Annotated in this window: 20 protein-coding genes; 18 read left to right on the top strand and 2 right to left on the bottom strand. The window is 40.8% G+C overall.

The genetic code is table 11. The annotated features are described in order from the left end of the window. Positions 1-160: 160 nt before the first annotated feature. The gene (locus ACO6S2_RS16840; protein WP_422359725.1) at positions 161-1,525 is read right to left on the bottom strand and encodes an MFS transporter; all 1,365 of its coding nucleotides are present in this window, start codon (positions 1,523-1,525) and stop codon (positions 161-163) included. A gap of 352 nt (positions 1,526-1,877) precedes the next feature. Between ACO6S2_RS16840 and ACO6S2_RS16835 the strand changes: the two genes are divergently transcribed. The 15 genes from ACO6S2_RS16835 to ACO6S2_RS16765 all read left to right on the top strand — a co-directional run bounded on the left by ACO6S2_RS16835 (position 1,878) and on the right by ACO6S2_RS16765 (position 15,512). Then, positions 1,878-2,357 carry a hypothetical protein gene (locus tag ACO6S2_RS16835; protein WP_422359724.1) on the top strand — a complete coding sequence of 160 codons (480 nt, stop codon included), beginning with the start codon at positions 1,878-1,880 and terminating at the stop codon, positions 2,355-2,357. After that, the gene (locus tag ACO6S2_RS16830) at positions 2,354-3,856 is read left to right on the top strand and encodes a sensor histidine kinase (RefSeq protein WP_422359723.1); all 1,503 of its coding nucleotides are present in this window, start codon (positions 2,354-2,356) and stop codon (positions 3,854-3,856) included. Before ACO6S2_RS16835 ends, ACO6S2_RS16830 begins: the two co-directional genes overlap by 4 nt. Before the next feature lie 7 nt (positions 3,857-3,863). Then, the gene (locus tag ACO6S2_RS16825) at positions 3,864-4,271 is read left to right on the top strand and encodes a response regulator (RefSeq protein WP_422359722.1); all 408 of its coding nucleotides are present in this window, start codon (positions 3,864-3,866) and stop codon (positions 4,269-4,271) included. A 176-nt stretch (positions 4,272-4,447) separates the two neighbouring features. Then, the gene (locus ACO6S2_RS16820) at positions 4,448-6,799 is read left to right on the top strand and encodes a TonB-dependent receptor (protein ID WP_422359721.1); all 2,352 of its coding nucleotides are present in this window, start codon (positions 4,448-4,450) and stop codon (positions 6,797-6,799) included. 13 nt (positions 6,800-6,812) lie between these two features. Beyond that, positions 6,813-8,045: a DUF4374 domain-containing protein gene (locus tag ACO6S2_RS16815; RefSeq protein ID WP_422359720.1), complete on the top strand. Its 1,233-nt coding sequence runs from the start codon at positions 6,813-6,815 to the stop codon at positions 8,043-8,045. Positions 8,046-8,190: 145 nt separating this feature from the next. Then, positions 8,191-8,904 (top strand): DUF4198 domain-containing protein, encoded by a 714-nt coding sequence (locus ACO6S2_RS16810; RefSeq protein WP_422359719.1) that lies wholly within the window; start codon positions 8,191-8,193, stop codon positions 8,902-8,904. A gap of 9 nt (positions 8,905-8,913) precedes the next feature. Continuing rightward, complete coding sequence (locus ACO6S2_RS16805; protein ID WP_422359718.1) at positions 8,914-9,246, top strand: hypothetical protein; 333 nt, start codon at positions 8,914-8,916, stop codon at positions 9,244-9,246. Between the two features lies 1 nt (position 9,247). Continuing rightward, positions 9,248-9,550: a hypothetical protein gene (locus tag ACO6S2_RS16800; RefSeq protein ID WP_422359717.1), complete on the top strand. Its 303-nt coding sequence runs from the start codon at positions 9,248-9,250 to the stop codon at positions 9,548-9,550. 2 nt (positions 9,551-9,552) lie between these two features. Beyond that, positions 9,553-11,181, top strand: a complete 1,629-nt coding sequence (locus ACO6S2_RS16795) for a PepSY-associated TM helix domain-containing protein (protein WP_422359716.1) — start codon at positions 9,553-9,555, stop codon at positions 11,179-11,181. 57 nt (positions 11,182-11,238) lie between these two features. After that, positions 11,239-11,772: a Crp/Fnr family transcriptional regulator gene (locus ACO6S2_RS16790; RefSeq protein WP_422359715.1), complete on the top strand. Its 534-nt coding sequence runs from the start codon at positions 11,239-11,241 to the stop codon at positions 11,770-11,772. A gap of 89 nt (positions 11,773-11,861) precedes the next feature. Further along, the gene (locus ACO6S2_RS16785) at positions 11,862-12,335 is read left to right on the top strand and encodes a hypothetical protein (RefSeq protein WP_422359714.1); all 474 of its coding nucleotides are present in this window, start codon (positions 11,862-11,864) and stop codon (positions 12,333-12,335) included. Positions 12,336-12,656: 321 nt separating this feature from the next. Beyond that, positions 12,657-13,295, top strand: a complete 639-nt coding sequence (locus ACO6S2_RS16780; protein ID WP_422359713.1) for a hypothetical protein — start codon at positions 12,657-12,659, stop codon at positions 13,293-13,295. Between the two features lie 196 nt (positions 13,296-13,491). Further along, positions 13,492-13,767, top strand: coding sequence for a hypothetical protein (locus ACO6S2_RS16775; protein WP_422359712.1), 276 nt, complete (start codon positions 13,492-13,494; stop codon positions 13,765-13,767). Positions 13,768-13,780: 13 nt separating this feature from the next. After that, entirely contained in the window at positions 13,781-14,251 is a 471-nt protein-coding gene (locus ACO6S2_RS16770; protein WP_422359711.1) for a hypothetical protein, read from the top strand. Between the two features lie 682 nt (positions 14,252-14,933). Next, entirely contained in the window at positions 14,934-15,512 is a 579-nt protein-coding gene (locus ACO6S2_RS16765; protein WP_422359710.1) for an SRPBCC family protein, read from the top strand. A 2-nt stretch (positions 15,513-15,514) separates the two neighbouring features. On the opposite strand, the gene ACO6S2_RS16760 is transcribed toward ACO6S2_RS16765, so the two are convergent. Beyond that, on the bottom strand, positions 15,515-15,922 hold the full coding sequence (locus ACO6S2_RS16760) for a winged helix-turn-helix transcriptional regulator (RefSeq protein ID WP_422359709.1): 408 nt from the start codon (positions 15,920-15,922) through the stop codon (positions 15,515-15,517). A gap of 91 nt (positions 15,923-16,013) precedes the next feature. Here ACO6S2_RS16760 and ACO6S2_RS16755 point away from each other — a divergent pair, with 91 nt between their 5' ends. From ACO6S2_RS16755 to ACO6S2_RS16745, 3 genes are read left to right on the top strand one after another with little or no spacing between them, the layout of a single operon-like run. After that, on the top strand, positions 16,014-16,460 hold the full coding sequence (locus ACO6S2_RS16755; RefSeq protein WP_422359708.1) for an SRPBCC family protein: 447 nt from the start codon (positions 16,014-16,016) through the stop codon (positions 16,458-16,460). Next, positions 16,460-16,840 carry a TfoX/Sxy family protein gene (locus ACO6S2_RS16750; RefSeq protein WP_422359707.1) on the top strand — a complete coding sequence of 127 codons (381 nt, stop codon included), beginning with the start codon at positions 16,460-16,462 and terminating at the stop codon, positions 16,838-16,840. The genes ACO6S2_RS16755 and ACO6S2_RS16750 overlap by 1 nt, the downstream gene beginning before the upstream one ends. A 52-nt stretch (positions 16,841-16,892) precedes the next feature. Next, entirely contained in the window at positions 16,893-17,291 is a 399-nt protein-coding gene (locus tag ACO6S2_RS16745) for a VOC family protein (RefSeq protein ID WP_422359706.1), read from the top strand. Positions 17,292-17,421 lie beyond the last annotated feature (130 nt).

Here is a 17,421-nt window from a genome sequence, read left to right as displayed (position 1 = left end):
GTCGGGGATTGGTATGGATGAACCGTGGAATATTGGAGATGAATCGGAACAGGCTAAGCTGTATTGATTAGAAATCCGGTTTCACCGAATTGTTTAATTAATAAATTGAAAAAAAGTCCTGCCAATCGGCAGGACTTTTACAGCATTAAACCCCAAAGTCTTAGGCGGCTAGTTTCTCCTTAGATTGGAGTTCTAGTTCTATCGCTTCTAATTTCTTTTGTTCATCCACAGCTGCTGCTTCGTCTGCCTCAGAAAACTTGACTCCGAGTCCTAGCAAACTGATCGCTACTACGGCCATGCCGAAATACATGAAACTGTTTTCTAGTGTTGAACCGCTTCTGAGGAGAAATTGTGCATACATCACTGCACCTACATTTCCTCCAGCGCCGACGATACCGGCTACTGCTCCTAATGATTTTTTGTTGATAAATGGAACCACAGAGTAGGTAGCTCCTTCAGCCATTTGAACGAATAACGAGAAAATGATCATGGTGACAATTGCCAAGCCAAGCATGTCCATTCTGGAAAACAGAATTAAGGCTAAGCCTTCTACGAAAAGCACCATCACGAGCCATTTCACTCTTCCACTCAATCCACCTATTTTGGAGAAACGATCACCTAACCAGCCACCCATCGAACGAGCAAATAAGTTCATCAGTCCGAACAATGCCGCTATCATTCCAGCCGTGGTTTCGTTGAGCTCAAACTTAGTCTGATAGTAAGTGGCTGCTCGTCCATTTACGAATAGCTCAAGTCCAAAACAAGCACCATAGATGGCAAACAAGATCCATACTCTTTTGTCTTTTACGGCTGAGACAAATAAGCCTGATTCGCCTTCAATAGCTTGTGGTTTTTCTTCCGGAGCTTCGTCGAAGTTGCCTTTTGGGGTGTCCTTAGTGTACTTCCAGTATAAGAAAGCTACACCTAGCATGATGATGGCTGGTACAAACATCGCAGGTCTCCATTTCGAGAGTTCTGATTCTGCAAATCCCAAGGCTAACATCCCAGAGGCGATTAAGGGCATGAGAGCTTGAGTGACACCTCCACCAAGATTTCCCCATCCAGCAGTGGTGGCGTTGGCAATACCTACAACGTTGGGAGCAAACATTTTTGTGGTGTGATATTGGGTGATAACAAATGAAGCACCGATCACTCCGATCGCCATTCTTGAGATCAGGTAAGTTTCCCAGTTGTAGGCAAAGGATGAACCTGCTACTACAATGGCTCCAAATATGAGTAAGTAGGTATAGCTTTTTCTAGGCCCTATTTTGTCGCAAAGGTTTCCTATCAGTAAGCGAGCAAAAATGGTGACGCCTACTGAGGCAATGAAGGCTGTAATCTTTTGTGCTTTGGTCAGGTCCATGTCAGGCCCGATGGTAGAGTTCATCAGTGGTGCATGTGCAAACCAACCAAAGAAGCACAGGAAGAAAGCGATCCAGCTTAGGTGGAAGGTTCTCATTTGAGTTGATCTAAAATCAAAGAGGTTGATTTTAGTTGCTTTTTCTAATGATAGAGGAATGTTCATAGTAGATACTAGTTAGCGTTTGATTTACGTAGTTGATTTTGGTGAATTACGTATTTGATTTCACAAAACTAGGTAGCGGTGAAGCACATTAAAATGGCAGATATCAGTACTAAGTCACCTTTTAGACAACTCAGAAACTGCCAAAAAACAGGGAATGGGGGTTGTGTTACCTCCAAACCGAACAGTAATTGACGAATAAAAATCGTGGACTTTTGATCTTTGATTCAAATCATCTAAATTATCTAAAGCATTCATGAGAAATCACTCAATCAGCAATTGAGGAAATTAATTATTTAAGAGCATTCGTTTTGCGAAGCTCAATACAGATTGTACAACCTATACCACTATTGCTATGAGTCAATTGACAGATTTTTTACAGAAACTATTTGAGACTTCGGACTGGCCACCACGCTGGATTTGTGGAGAATGGTCTAGTTTTCATGGATGGCTATATATCACCAGTGACTTTGCTATCTGGTTAGCTTATTTTATCATTCCTGTTATTATCATTTACTTTATTCAAAGGCGACCGGATATTCCTTTCTTGCCAGTTTTCTGGTTGTTTGGAGCTTTCATCATTTTTTGTGGTGCTACCCATATTTTAGATGCCCTGATGTTTTGGTGGCCTGCTTATAGACTCAGCGCAATGGTTCGTTTTTTTACCGCCATTGTAAGTTTTGTTACAGTCTTTGCGTTGATCAGGGATTTACCTAAACTTTTACAGATTACCTCATTAAATACAGAAAGGGACCAACCTGACAACATCGACCAATACAAATCAAAAATTGAAGCATTGGAAAAAGAATTGTCAGAGCTAAAATCCAAAGGGTGAAAAAGCAATCACATTATCAGGATTGGATCCAAATGTTGATCCTGACCTTTTTTGCCTTGTTTATAACATCAATGGTTTTCATTGCTGATATATTTGTACCACTGGGAGTGGCTGTAGGAGCAATGTACTGTATTGTGATATTTTATAGCTGGCTACTACCGGGTAGATTAACTCCAATTTATACGGGTATTTTTTGCACAGTGCTCATTGTATTGGGCCTTGTTTTTGCTCAATCCCGAGCGGCATCAGATGAAATTTTTGGGGTGAATAGAGTCATATCGGTAATCGTAATATGGGTCTGCACCGCCTTGGTAATGATGGCAAAAAATGGCTTTAAAAGCCTTGAAGAGGCGCGAGACCAGTTGGAGCAGCGTGTAAAGGAAAGAACCAAAGAACTGAGTGAAAAGCAGCGAATCATTGAGCTCAGTAACGAAAGATATAAGTCCCTACTAGAAAGTGCGCCAGATGCCATGGTAATTGCAGAACGTAATGGTACGGTGCAACTGATCAATCAACAAATTACCAACTTGTTTGGCTATGAAAAAGATGAGCTCCTGGGTACAAGTGTAGAACGATTGATTCCTGAACGATATAGAAGACTTTATAAAGGCCATAGCAGCGGTTTTTTCGATATTCCTGATATTGAACAGCAGGGGAAAGGAGTGGAGTTGATTGGTAGGAAAAAGTCGGGCGAAGAATTTCCAATAGAAGTGTCACTAAGTCCGCTTGAAACAGATGATGGGGCTTTGGTGAGTGCTGCCATTCGAGATATTACTTTTCGCAAGGATGCAGAGGACTCTATGGAATTGTTTAGTCAACAATTGCAAAATAAGAATAAAGAACTAGAGCAGTTTACCTATGTAGCTTCACATGACTTGCAAGAACCCTTACGGACAATTACCAGCTTTTCGGAAATGTTGGTGGAGAAGTATAAGAACCAGTTTGATGAAACCGGGAAAAAGAGTTTACAGTTCATTTTAGACGCTACAGGCCGAATGAGTCAGTTGATTAAGGGATTGCTGGATTATGGTCGGTTAGGAAAAAGCGAAGCCAAAGAAAATATCAATTGCAATGATTTGATGGCTGATCTTAAGAAAGATTTGACTACTGGATTAGAGGAATCTAAGACTAAACTGGATGTCAGTGACTTACCATCAGTGAATGGTTATCCAGTGGAACTACGACTGTTGTTGCAAAATCTCATTTCAAACGCTATGAAGTTTCGAAAACCGGAGGAGACTCCGGTTATTCAAATAAAGGCTAAGAAAAAAAGGGGGGAAGTTGTGTTCTCTGTCAAAGACAATGGGATTGGAATAGCAGACGAACATCGTGAACGAATTTTTGAAATTTTTCAGCGCTTGCATAATAAGAATAAATATGAAGGGACCGGCATAGGCTTGGCTCACTGTCGTAAAATTGTTGAATTACACGGAGGACAAATCTGGGTAGAATCTGAGCCTGATATGGGCAGCTCTTTTTATTTTTCAATACCTAAATAAACTAACCATGAAAAAATTGAATTGTGTATTACTAATAGACGATGATGAACCGACCAATTTTCTGAATGAGATGATTATTGCTCAGCTGAACTGTACAGAATCCATTGTAGCGGTTCAAAGTGGGCAAGAAGCCTTAGATTATTTGTGTGCTAAAGAGGGTGGGCAATACCCACAACCTGACTTGATCCTATTGGACATCAATATGCCTGGAATGAACGGCTGGGAGTTTTTGGAAAGATATAAAGGGCTGGATACATCACAAAAAGGGAAAGTGATTATCATGATGCTGACTACTTCCCTGAACCCCGATGATGAGGCTAAAGCACACGGAATTACAGACATCAAATCATTTATGAAAAAACCGCTTACCAAGGAAGCTTTTCAGAAGGTACTTAGTCAGTATTTTTCAGACTGATTAAAATTCAAATCTAGCTAGATCAAGTTTTTCACTACATGTAGTGATGTCAGGCTTAATTAATCACTAGCGTTAGCTAGTGATTATTTTTCTATTTCACTAACAATAGCGATTGCACCGCTGCAGTTGTCAAACGTACATTTGCATTCTATTTATAATGATTCTAAATAATAGAAATGCAAAAGGTATTGTGGTTTTGGATTGGGTTTCAATTTGTGGTGTTACCTACCATTGGTCAGACTATCAATGGAACTGTTTCGGATGAAAATGGAGAGTCAATACCTGGAAGTACCGTCCTATTAACGGGTACTACTAATGGGAGTATTACCGATATCAATGGAAGGTTTGTTTTACAAAACATTCCAGTAGGCTCACACCAAATAAAAGTTTCAGCTCTTGGTCATATTGGACAAACTAAAACGGTAGAAATTGAATTGGGCCAATCAGTCGAGCTGATTTTTAAATTAAAATCCGATGCGACTAGTCTGGAGGAAGTGACCATTTATGGCAAGTCTGAGGCTACCATAGTTCGTGAACAGGCCTATGCTGTAGCTGTGGTGGAGGCCAAGGAATTCAAAAATGTAAGTGCAGATGTCAATCAGATCCTGAATCGAGTGTCTGGAATCAATATTCGCCAGAGCGGAGGTATGGGTTCCAATTTCAACTTATCACTCAATGGATTGTCAGGAAACCGTGTTAGGACTTTCATCAATGGCATTCCGATGGACTACTTTGGCTCTTCTTTGAGTCTCAATAATTTCCCGGCTAACCTTATCAGTACGATAGAAATTTATAAAGGAGCGGTTCCGATTCATTTGTCATCTGATGCGTTGGGTGGTTCCATAAATATTATTACAGACACAAGACCAATTAGCTATCTCGACGCCTCATACTCGTTAGGCTCATTCAATACACATATTGCAGCGGTCAATGCACAATGGCACCATGCAAATACGGGCTTTACACTGCGTGTTAAAACCTATTTCAATCATTCGGATAACGATTACCCGATAGACATCAACTTGCTTGATGTAGAATCGGGTAAACTGGCTGAAGAAACTACGGAGGTCAAAAGATTTCATGATGCCTATACTTCCAAGATGGCTTGGGTTGAAGCAGGAGTAATGAATAAACCTTTCGCGGACGAACTAATGATTGGCACCGTGGTATCAGACAATCATAAAGAAATCCAACAGAATCCTTATGCAACGGGAGTTTCTTCATTTCCGGTAGGGGAAGCGTTTGCAGCATCCGATATTAATATTTTCAATCTAAGCTATCGTAAAAAGAACCTTTTTGTTGAGAATCTAAATGCACGTGCCTATGTCGTTTACCTAAAGTCCAAGGAAGAGTATCAGGACATCAGCCCAAACAGATATGATTGGTTTGGCAACTATGAAGCCGATGTGCATCCTACCACAGGTGAACTAGGCAGGAAGACTCACTTTTTCCTGAATAGGGAAAACTATCTGGCTAATCTAAACTCGGAATACCAATTGGCCCCTGCTCATAAAGTATCTGCGAGTTATTCGCTAAACAGATTGGAATTACAAGGGGAAGACGACTATCAGCCACAAAACAACACGCAATACAACACACCGAACATAGTTACTAAGCAGGTCATTGGTTTGGCTTACACCAATCAAATGTTGGATGATCGATTGAGAACGACTTTGTTTGCCAAGCGCTATCAATACGATTTGAAATCAAACAATTCCAGCTATACGGGCGATGAGGACAACTATTTTGAAACACACAATTCAAAGTTGGGGTATGGTATAGCTTCTACATTCTTTTTGAGAGAAAGCCTTCAGTTTAAAGCATCGTTCGAAAGAGCCTTTCGATTTCCTGAGTCTGTAGAAATGTATGGAGATGGACTGAGCGTGATTCCAAATCCTACCTTAGAACCCGAAACCAGCAATAACTTTAACCTTGGGGTACGGCTCAACAAGCAGACACCAACCAGTGGCTATGTGGCAGAAGCCAATGTGTTTGTACGGGACTCCAGGGACTACATTCGATTTGAGCCTAGAATGAACCGAAGCACTTATGTCAATGACCCTAAGGTGATGGCGACTGGTTTGGATTTATCCATGAACTATCAAATAGATGGAAACTGGAATGTAGGCTTAGGAGGCACCTATTTGGACCTTAGGAATAACGATGAAACGTCCTCGGTATATCAGGACAGGCTACCCAACGAACCTTATCTGTTTGGTAACTTGATTATCACTTATCGAATGAGGGATTTATTGGGGCTGAACAACGAGTTGACACTAACCAATGTCAATCGATATGTGCATGAGTTCTATCTCAATTGGCCTAGCCTGGCTGCTACAGGCAAATCCGTGATACCGACCAGATTCACTAATGACCTTCAACTGACCTACAGCCTGAAGCAAGGCACCTATAACGTTTCTTTTTTAGTAGCCAATGTATTTGATGCAGACGTCTACGACAATTTCAATCAACAAAACCCGGGAAGATCTTTCAACCTCAAGCTAAGATATTTCATAAGTAAAAATTAATTAAAGAATAAAAATGAAAAAGCAATTTTTGAATATAGCAGTAGTATTGTTTTTAAGTATTGCAGTACTGGCCTCATGTTCTGATGATAACGATTCAGCTGTAAGTGCACAGTTCGTATTGGGTATAGAGGCAGCTACAGGCACTGACATCGTTGTGGCTGTAGATACGATTACGTCTGGTACTATTTCACCAGTTGGTGAAGGTATTGAGCAGCCTGTATGGATGTCATATTATCAAATCGGAAAAACACTAGTAACGACCGGATATAGTAGTGACAACACCCTAACCGGCTATCGCATCGTTGGCGAAGAGTTGACCAATTTAGGATCATTAGTTACTGAGTTGGGTATATATGGTGTGGTAGAAGTAGATGAAACTACTGCTATCGCTATTGGGGTAACTAGAGCAGGATATGAGGAGCGTGTATTTTATACGATTGACTTAGAAGATATCAGTATTAAGAGCAGATTCAGTACCAAAATTGACGAGAGACAAGAAGAAGGTTTGGTTGCCTGGCCTACAGGTGTAGCCATTGAGAATGATAAAATGTATGTGGCTTATTACCTGATGGGAGCTGGTGAAGAAGAAGATGCCCCAGCTTTCTCAACCCCTAATTCGAATCAGGCCAGAGTAGCTATCTACTCTTACCCGGAAATGGAGTTTGAAAAAATCATTACAGATGATCGTACCACCGATATCGGATTGTATTCAGGAGAAAACAGTTTAATCAAAACAGACAGAGGAGATTTGTATACTTACTCTACTTCTGCTTTAGCCAGCGGATTTGCTCCAACGCCGGACAACCCATCTGGCTTCTTGAGAATCAATAGCGGTACAACAACATTTGATGAAGACTATTTCTTCAACTTCGAAGAGAAAAGTGGAGGCTATAAATTGAACAATGTAGTGTATGCCGGAGGCAATAAAGCCGTGGTGAGAATGGCCAAAGAAGACGACACCAATGCAGACTACCTATGGGCAACCTATGGGCCAAACATTGACAGTAAGCTAGCCATCTGTGAAATGGCTATAGTGGACCTTGAAGCACAAACAGTAACTAAACTGGACATTCCGACACATGGTGGAGAATGGGGCATGGCCAATTTGTACTATGATGGCAAAGTGTATGTCAATGTATCCAATGCAGATGAGGCATACATCTATGAGATTGACCCTGCGACTGCAACTGCCACCAAAGGTGCCAAAGTAGACGGCAATTGGACGAAAGGCTTTGCGGCTTTGTAAAAAAGCAACGTCATTACACGGTGAGACGATAGGAGCATCCGGGTAATCTGCCTGAAGGAAGTGGATTACCCAGATGAATACTCCTTTGTCGAATTCACTGGGTAATGACGTTGGATTTTGTTTGACTTTAGTAAAAAGAATATCAATGAAAAAAGCATTAATAATCTCACTTTTAGTAATCGCTACTCTACCGGTTTCCGCCCACTACCTCTGGATAGAAACTGACGCCACCGGCCAACTGAATCAGGAGCAAGAAATCAAAGTCCACTTCGGAGAATACACCTATGGCGTGATAGAAAAAGTAGGTGGAGAGGGCTTCAATGCTGTTAAGAATTTTAAGCTGTTTGTGGTCGACCCAAAAGGAAAAAGGACAGCACTGAAAGTGGCAGCTCAGGAGGATCACTATCTGGCTACTTTCACCCCAAAGAAAAAAGGCACTTACACCGTAGTGCTTGACAATGACCAAATCGATGTCATAGACTATACTCAATATGACTTCGGGATTTTTCGTACTCATTACAATTCCATAGCCAAGGTGCAAGTAGGAAGCGAAGATACCGAAACAGCGACTCAAAATGAGGAAGGAATCGCCCTTCAGCGGATGACTGCTGACTCAGGGATTCAACTCTTAGTAACCTACAAAGGGCAGCCTTTGACGGCAAACGAGGTCAAGGTATTCGTGGCAGATCAATGGTCTAAAACTCTGGAAACTGATGAGCAGGGCATCGTATCGTTTGACTTGCCATGGGAGAGCAAGTACATTGTGGAGACGACGATCAAAGAAGAGGTGCGCGGTCAGTTTCGAGGCCAGGACTATGAATTCATCTGGCACTGTGCCACCACTTGCATCATCAACTAATTCTTCAACATGATTACGCTATCGGTGTTTCTTGTATTTATAGGGTTCTTAACTCTCTACTTGGGCTCTAAAAGACAGGAGTTGAATTTTGACTGGCCTATTGTACGCTGGGTGCAAAGGCAAGGGATCAACTCCAAAGGAGCAGGGGTAGCGTTCTTTTTGTTGGCGGCACTGCTTTCTGTACAAATTTGGGGACTGGGTGCCGGTCTCCTTTTTTTCTTTGTGCAATTGATGACCATTGGAAGCTTGATAGTTCTCTTGACTCCATTGAATGTCTTGAACTATAAGTTTGTGGCCAGCCTGGTTGTAGCTTCTTTCGTTTTCGAATTATTGATTTACTGATATGCCAGCCAATAAAAAACACCTGACCAAACCACTGCATCAGCGTATAGCAAAAATTTCAGCAGCTATCCTTGGCGGCTACCTGGTAACTATGTCTCTTCATCTTGCCTTGGCGCAATGGTTGGATCGTACAACGGTACTCATCACTGCCACATTCACGGGGTTCATACTTTGGGCGGTGCTGATGGTGGTAGCTTTTTTAGGTAAAAATGGCTGGAAAACCTGGGGTATTTATTTGTTGCTCACTGCCGTTTTTATGGGTGTAGTTTATGTAGGGAAGTTGTATTTACCAGAATCAATATAGGGATGAGTAAGAGAATTTATAATGTGCTGTTTCACTTGCATACCGTCAGTGGTATTGTGATTAGCGTGATTTTGTATGTCATCTTTTTTGCGGGATCGTTCTCTTTTTTTAGAGACGAAATCGCGAATTGGGAGCGCAACCATGCGGTAGAAAATTCGGAACAAATCTCTATGAATTTGGATGGCGCCCTCGATTCGCTAGATGAAAAATACGCACTGCATGGCAGGAACATTTCCATCTCTCGGCATCATACAGAGCGTAGGATTGCAGTAAGCCTGGATCCTTCTCAGGACAGTTTGGCCGAAGAGGAAGGAAAGGCCAAGCATTTCTTTTATCAGGATACCGAGACGCTGCAAACGGCTGATTATGTTAGTTCTTATTCGTTGGGAGAGTTTTTGTATCGGCTACACTTCTTTGCCCAGGTTCCCTACCCGTATGGTTATTATTTGTCTGGCTTTACCGCCTTCTTATTTCTGTTTGCTATCATCACGGGGATTCTGGTGCATTGGGACAAAATCATTTCCAATTTTTATTTGTTTAGGCCCTGGGCCAAACTAAAAACTTTGTGGACGGATGCGCATACCGCACTCGGCACCATCGGTTTACCTTTTCAATTTGTCTATGCAGTCACTGGTGCCTTTTTTATGATCAAGGCGGTGCTTATTGCGCCGAGCGTGTTCATGCTTTACGACGGAGACGAATCTGCCCTTTACGAGGATTTGGGCTATGGTGAACCTGAGATCGAATACTTGGGGCAGGCGTTGATCGCAGACTACAGCGTCAATGCCTTAGTTGAACAAACCCAAAAGGACTGGCCAGCATTTACTGTAAACCATCTGCACATTTTCAACTATGGAGATGCCAATATGCACATCGCCGTGGAGGGAGAAACTCATAGTGATGCTAAATTTACAGGCCCAGGCAAACGGCTATATGAAGTCGCGAGTGGTGAATGGGTAGAAGAACAAAACCCATTCGAGGCGGCCAGTTATAAAGATGGAGTAATGAATATCCTGTATCGTTTGCATTATGGTGACTATGGCGGATACGCACTCAAATTGGTCTCTTTTGTCTTGGGTATCATATCCTGCTTTGTCATTGCCTCTGGCGTCATGATCTGGTTGGTGGCTCGTCGCAAAAAGAATGTGCCGGAGAAGCGGCGTAAATTCAATGAACGTGTAGCTCGGGTTTATCTCGCTATTTGCCTGAGTATGTATCCGGTGACAGCCCTTACTTTCATGGCCGTAAAAACCATAGGGCACGGAATGACCTTTCTGTACCAATTCTACTTTGTTACGTGGCTAATTGTTTCGGTCTTTTTGATCTGGAAAAAGGACTTGAACTTTATGAACCGTACGACTTTGTTGTCAGGAAGTATTATAGGCTTTTTCATTCCCATAGTCAATGGACTCACCTCGGGCGCGTGGCTTTGGGATTCGCTACGGGATGGACATTTTCAGGTACTTTTCATAGATGTCTTTTGGTTGATGCTATCAGTGACTACTTTTTGGGCGTGGTTGAAGGTTACAAACAAGAAGTCGGATAAGCTCGGGACAGAGACCCGAAAGGTTGAAGCCAAAATCATTGAAAAGTCACCAACAAGTATCGAAAGGATAGCCGAACCCGTGTGACTCTGTTTTGCGGCTGGTTATTATATTTACTCGATAGTCAATGGGTAAATAATTTTCATGAATTCTGATGGATTCAATTTCGTGGACTCCTTGCACCAGACTTTGGTGTTGGAAAAAGGAGACTTTTTCATTCGGCAAGGCCAGATGAATCAGAAGATTTGTGGAATTGAACAAGGCGTGATCAGAGGATTTGTATATGATCAGGAAGGCCATGAAGTCACCACACATTTTTACCATGAGGGTGATATCATATCTGGCAATTTCATTCCTAATGTAGCTGCTACTATCAACCTACAAGCCGTAGAAAGGACCACTATCTCCATGGCCAATTTCTCCGAAGTGATGTCTCATGTCAATAAGAATCAGGAAATCACAGATATCATCAACCGAGCCTTTGAAAAGATGAATCAACGACTGCAATCTCGCTTGGTCGCATTAGTCAATTTGAACTCTCTGGAGAAATACAAACTGTTTTTAGAAGAGTATCCTAACCTGATCAATCGCATTCCTCACTACTTGGTCGCTAATTTTCTAGGCATCACACCTACCCAACTCAGCCGTGCTCGTAAGCGGTTTTCTCAACAAATGTAAATGCAATTGAGACTGGCGTTCGTCAATTTTGCCTCATGAAATGTTTAATCATAGCCCTATTACTACTAGGGTGCAAAAAATCGGATATCATGAGTATAGCATCTTTTATGGCTGAAAAAGTCAGTCAAACCGCCTCGTTTGTTATTGAGGAAACTATTGAAACAGTCTTTCCTTTATTTGATGCCTTTGAGGAGCGCAAATGGGAGAAGGGTTGGAACCCAAAATTAATTTATCCCGAAACTGAGGTGATCGAAGTAGGTACTACTTTTTCTGTAGATGGACGCGGAGAAGAAGGCTCGTACTTGTGGCGTGTCATTCAATTCGACAAGGCTTCACATCTCATTCAGTACTTTGTATCTACAGACCATAGAGACTGGACCATTACGGTCCGATGCGAGTCGATAGCGGAAGGTAAGCACACCAAAACAACGGTAACTTATACCTACATAGGACTAACGCCCAAAGGCAACGAACTCAATAAAAATCATATCAAACGAATGTATCAGCATGACATGCAAGACTGGAAACAGGCGATTGATGCTTATCTTGGATCACTAGGTTGATAGCAAGATAAACGATACTAAGGGTTTGAGGTAGCGGCCTCATTTTTTATAAACCAATCATGGTGATCCCGACATCAATCGGGAGTGGCCATCCATTTCAGGTTTATCCGTACTCGTTTGCTCTTAGTAGTCTTTGAGATTCTGATTTGTATAATGCACTTTATTCAGCCATATTAGGGGAGTAAAGTGCATAGTAGACTTTATTTAAGTGTTGTGCGTCATGACTGAATTCGATCTATGATTTTCCAAATCACCAAATATAGAATCACTAAGCAAAGTAGCCGTGAACTGATAATCTCACTCAATCTGAATTACGTGAAATTGGAAATTGCCGTAACAGTTTTGAGCAGCCTTGCATTTTGCTATTTTTTATGGGATCATGTTGACTTTGAAAATATCGGTTTCATTGAAATCTCATTGGGTCTTCTAATCCTGACTACAATATTCAATTTGATAAGAAACCTAAAGCTGATACTGGAAGGTGAAAATTATATCTTCAACAAATCATTAAACAGTATCACGAAAAATGATCAAAGTTTAGGTCAGTTACACAGTATATATAACATTGATATTATTGAAAAACGTGAACATGATTCTCCGACACAATATGAATTACAAATTCACCTTAGAAATAACCAACTTATTTGTTTTCAAAAGACAACCAACCTGAAAGTTCAAAAATCTCTTGGCTTTGCAATATCTAGTATTTCAGATTCCCCATTTAATTACGCAATTAGAGAACAGCAACGAGAACAAGAAATATTGAAGCAACAGGCCATTAACCTTGAACCTTATATCAAGATGTTTGAAGATAAATTCGTTGGAAAAAGTAAAATTGAACTAGAATCAATTTCTAAGGAAGACAGTGGTTATGCAGAGTATGCTCAGAAAGCTGCTCGGAATCTATTAAACCGAATGCAAAGTACAAATGGTAAAACAGACGTACAGCAAATGCTTTGAATGAATAAGATTTATTCGATCAGGATATTTTAAAGGGCGATTGGAAAGTTCGCCACAATTAATAAATTTAAAACAAGGCGTGGATATGTGTGAGAAGAGAGGATAGTGCTTTCAGATCCTCACTCATCATAGCTGGCCGTTAGATATAAATGTGCCGGAATTAGTGAGAAAAAAACAAAAAGAAGATACCCTGCCAATGGAAAGGGAACTGAACAGTTTTTTATATGACTTATGTGTGAAGTGGGGGTTTTGTATTCCAACAGAAGACCGTAATGTAATATCTAAGTCCGAATATTATAGAGCTAAAGACTTTGCTCATGATGTAATTGAAGCAGAGGGAATGAATGCTGAGCATGAACCTACATGGGTCAAGAAGATTTCTAATAAGTTCATTGAACGCTTTGGAAGCAATGAAATAGATGCATCAAGTTTTGCTGACAGAGTTAGAAGCAATATTGAAAACTGGAATTAATAGCATAACTAACTTGGAACACACACCTTTCATAAAAATCACTCGACACCTTTACGAAGAACCTTATCATGTCAACCTAACTGTTCAGATTTCCAATGGTGAACAAATGGGAACTTTAGGAATCTATGATAACGCTGATCGATTAGTTCAAATTGCAAACGCTATGGAGGGTTTTCCTTTCAATTCAAAAGATTTCAAGTGGGAACTAGGTTCTGAAAAAGCAGAAGATCGCTTCGCATTTTACTTTCTTTTTAACTTGTTTATTAGTCCTGGAGATTCTGAAGCAACTATCCATGTTGGAATGAACAATAACGAACTTGCACCTGAGAAATCAATTTCAGAATTCTTTATGACTCTTGAACCAGCTGCAATAAATAGACTAGGTGAACTTTTTCGGAAGTTTGCCGAACTTCAGCATACAGGGCTGTATTGGAACGGATCAACTGGAGAAGTTACAAAAAAGACTACATCTAACAGTCGCTAAAGGTGCATATGCCAACCTACTTCTAGTTGCTTCAGTGCAATTCGACCGCCATTCTCGCCTTCTGAAAATGTCTGGTTCTTTCTATGAGTTTTGTTTTTCTGGCCTTTACCTTTCCCAATGCAGTGGTTTTTGGAATCAGTTGTGTGTGTGGTGCAGATCAGCTAGTTTAGTACTTCTTATAAATTGATGCGGCTACTCACCATATCTGATCGAAGACACCCATAAATGCAGAACTACAAGAAACCTATTTTATTAATTCTACCCTTTTTAACCCCATTGCTTTGTTTTGCAAGTGGTGGTTATGTTCTAGAGGCACTTTTGATTGATATTATTGTTTTCATTTCCCTAATTATGTTCACTCTCATTATTAAGATAAAGTTGAAGGGAAAACTCATTATCTGGTTGGTATATATAATTTCATTTTTTCTATTGATTAAGTGTATTGACCAAGTCAATTATTTGAACAACCTTACTTTGATTAATTGGGCTTCTGCATTAATTCCTACAATTTCAATACTAATTTCATATTTTCTTGTCAGAGGGTGTTTAAAAGTAGATGACACAAGTCCCACAAACAATTAGTAATATGCAAAATTTGCAGGTATCAATTTGAGCGTTAACTTCATCTAACACTAATCCCCCAAATCCCTTAAATTACCTATCAAACAAAACCCACTAAACTATGAAATATCTAAAGTACCTCCTTTACGTTGTTCTAGCCTTAGTAGTCGTATTCTTAGGCAAGGGACTCATGACACCCTCGATAGCCTATGAATGCGAAGTAACAGTAAACAAACCTGCTGCTGAGGCTTGGGCCGTAATGTCAGACGAATCGCGCCTCGCCGAATGGCTCGAAGGTTACAAGAATGGCGAATTGGTAAGCGGTGAGAAGAACACCGTGGGTGCCGTGTCCAACATCTATGTAGAAGAAAACGGTGAAGAAATGGTGATGCAAGAAACCATCACAGCAATAGAGCCCAACCGATTGATGGCGATGACATTTACCATGGATTTCATGAACATGGACTATCAGATAACTCTGGAGGAAAAGGATGGTCAAACCATCGTACGTACCCAATCCTTGGTAACAGGCAATGGTTTGATGAATCAATCTGTTGTCTCTTTCTTTCCTTCCATGATGAAGGAGCAAGAAGAAAAAAATCTAAGCAACTTGAAGCAATTGGTTGAAAGTAATACCATCAACTATTTTCCTGAACCAGAAGTAGTGGAGATGGAAGAAGATAGCACTGCAGCTATGTAAACCTACAAATGCTCCTTTATTAGGGACTGCTTCAATTCATCGAGCAGCTCATGTCTATGATTGGCTGCTCGATCTAAGAACGCTGACCCCGCTTCAGTGTGCTTATCATGGAACCCACTCCATGAAATCAGGTCAACCATTAGCGGCAATAAGTCGATTCCTTTTTGGGTGAGGCTATATTTGATGCGCGACTTCTTTACTTCATCCGGACCTTTGGAGATTATTCCACTTTCTTCCAGACTCCGTAGCCTTGCACCCAGCACGCTCGTAGATACCTTCTCATCCGATTCGAAAAACTCGTTGTAGTGTCGCTTGCCTTTAAACATCAGGTCCCTGATAATTAGCAAGGACCATTTGTCTCCGAAATGTTCCAAACCAAAGTTGACAGGGCAGTGCGATCGAAATTCCATATATCAAAATTATGATTTTATTTCAAAACACTTGCTTTTCCGAAGTTAATATTTAATTTTAACTTTGTTTTTACAAGTTAAATATAAAAATATGCCTACATTAAAGAATAACATCATCATTGACGCACCACTGGCGTCTATTTGGAAAAATCTGGCTGAGCTGGAATTGCTGCCCAAGCTTGACCCTGCGGCCAAGCAGTCCAAAAAGCTATCAGAGACCAATTCGGGATTGCATAGCAAAAGGAGAGTGGATATGAAAGATGGAGAGAATTGGTTTGAAGAAGAGTGCACAGTGTTTCGAGAAAACGAAGCGCTGAAGTACGAATTGACAGCCTGTTCATTTCCAGTGCATAGCTTGAGCCATGAGTATCATTTTCAGCCAATGGGAAAGGGCAAGTATCAGGTGGAACAAATTCAAACTTTCAAAATGAAGTATGGGATTGCAGGAAAATTGCTAGGTTTAATGATTAAGCCCAAATGGAACAAAGGGATCAAAGGGTTTCTAAATGGATTAAAACAATATTCTGAACAGAACTAATGGCCTACGACGAATACCTCGGTGAGCGCATCAACAACATTTTGAAAGACAAGTCTGTCAACTTCTATAGTAAAAAAATGATGGGTGGTTTACTGTTTATGGTTGATGATAAAATGTTTTGTGGCATTCATATCGATAAGAAATATGGAGACAGCTTGTTGATGGCTAGAGTTGGTGAGGAGGCTTATCAAGAACACATAGATAGGGAAGAATGTCTGCCAATGGATTTTACTGGCAGGCCTATGAAAGGTTATATCTTTATCACTCCAGCAGGCTTTGATTTTGATGACGGCTTAGCGCACTGGATCGACTTGTGTCTGGCTTTCAACCCTTTGGCCAAAGCCAGTAAACCCAAATCTAAATCAGCTCGTAAAAGCTAGTTCACTTTATATGTGCCTGACCCTAGCTACAGGTTGAAATTAAGATTTGAATATGAAATTTGCCTATACCATCCTCTATGTTGAAAATGTCACTGAGACTATTGAATTCTATGAAAAGGCCTTTGGCTTGAGTAGAAAATTCATCACGCCAGAAAATGATTATGGAGAATTACTCACAGGAGAAACTACCTTGGCGTTCGCCTCGAATGCGCTAGGTGCATCAAATTTCAAAAAAGGATTCGAACCCATATCCAGGTCAAACAAACCTTTTGGAGTAGAGCTCGCGTTCACTACAGAAAACGTGGTAGCTGATTTTCAACGAGCCGTTGAAGCTGGAGCTACTGAGTATGAACCTCTGGTAGAAAAGCCTTGGGGACAACAGGTAGGTTACGTGCTGGACAATAATGGATTTTTGATTGAGCTATGCACGCCGATCAAAATAGAATCATAGATAAGAAAGTTTACCTAAGTAGGTAGTAAAGACAAACTCCTTTAAAATAACTTTTTAACCCCTCATGTTATTTTGAAACTTTTAGTCTAAGTACTGTATAGATAATTAGGGTAAAATATGTTTCTTGCCT

The organism is Reichenbachiella sp. (assembly GCF_965233835.1).
Lineage (GTDB): Bacteria > Bacteroidota > Bacteroidia > Cytophagales > Cyclobacteriaceae > Reichenbachiella.
The sequence above is the reverse complement of the archived record's forward strand: the minus strand, read 5'-3'. Positions and strand labels throughout refer to the sequence as shown.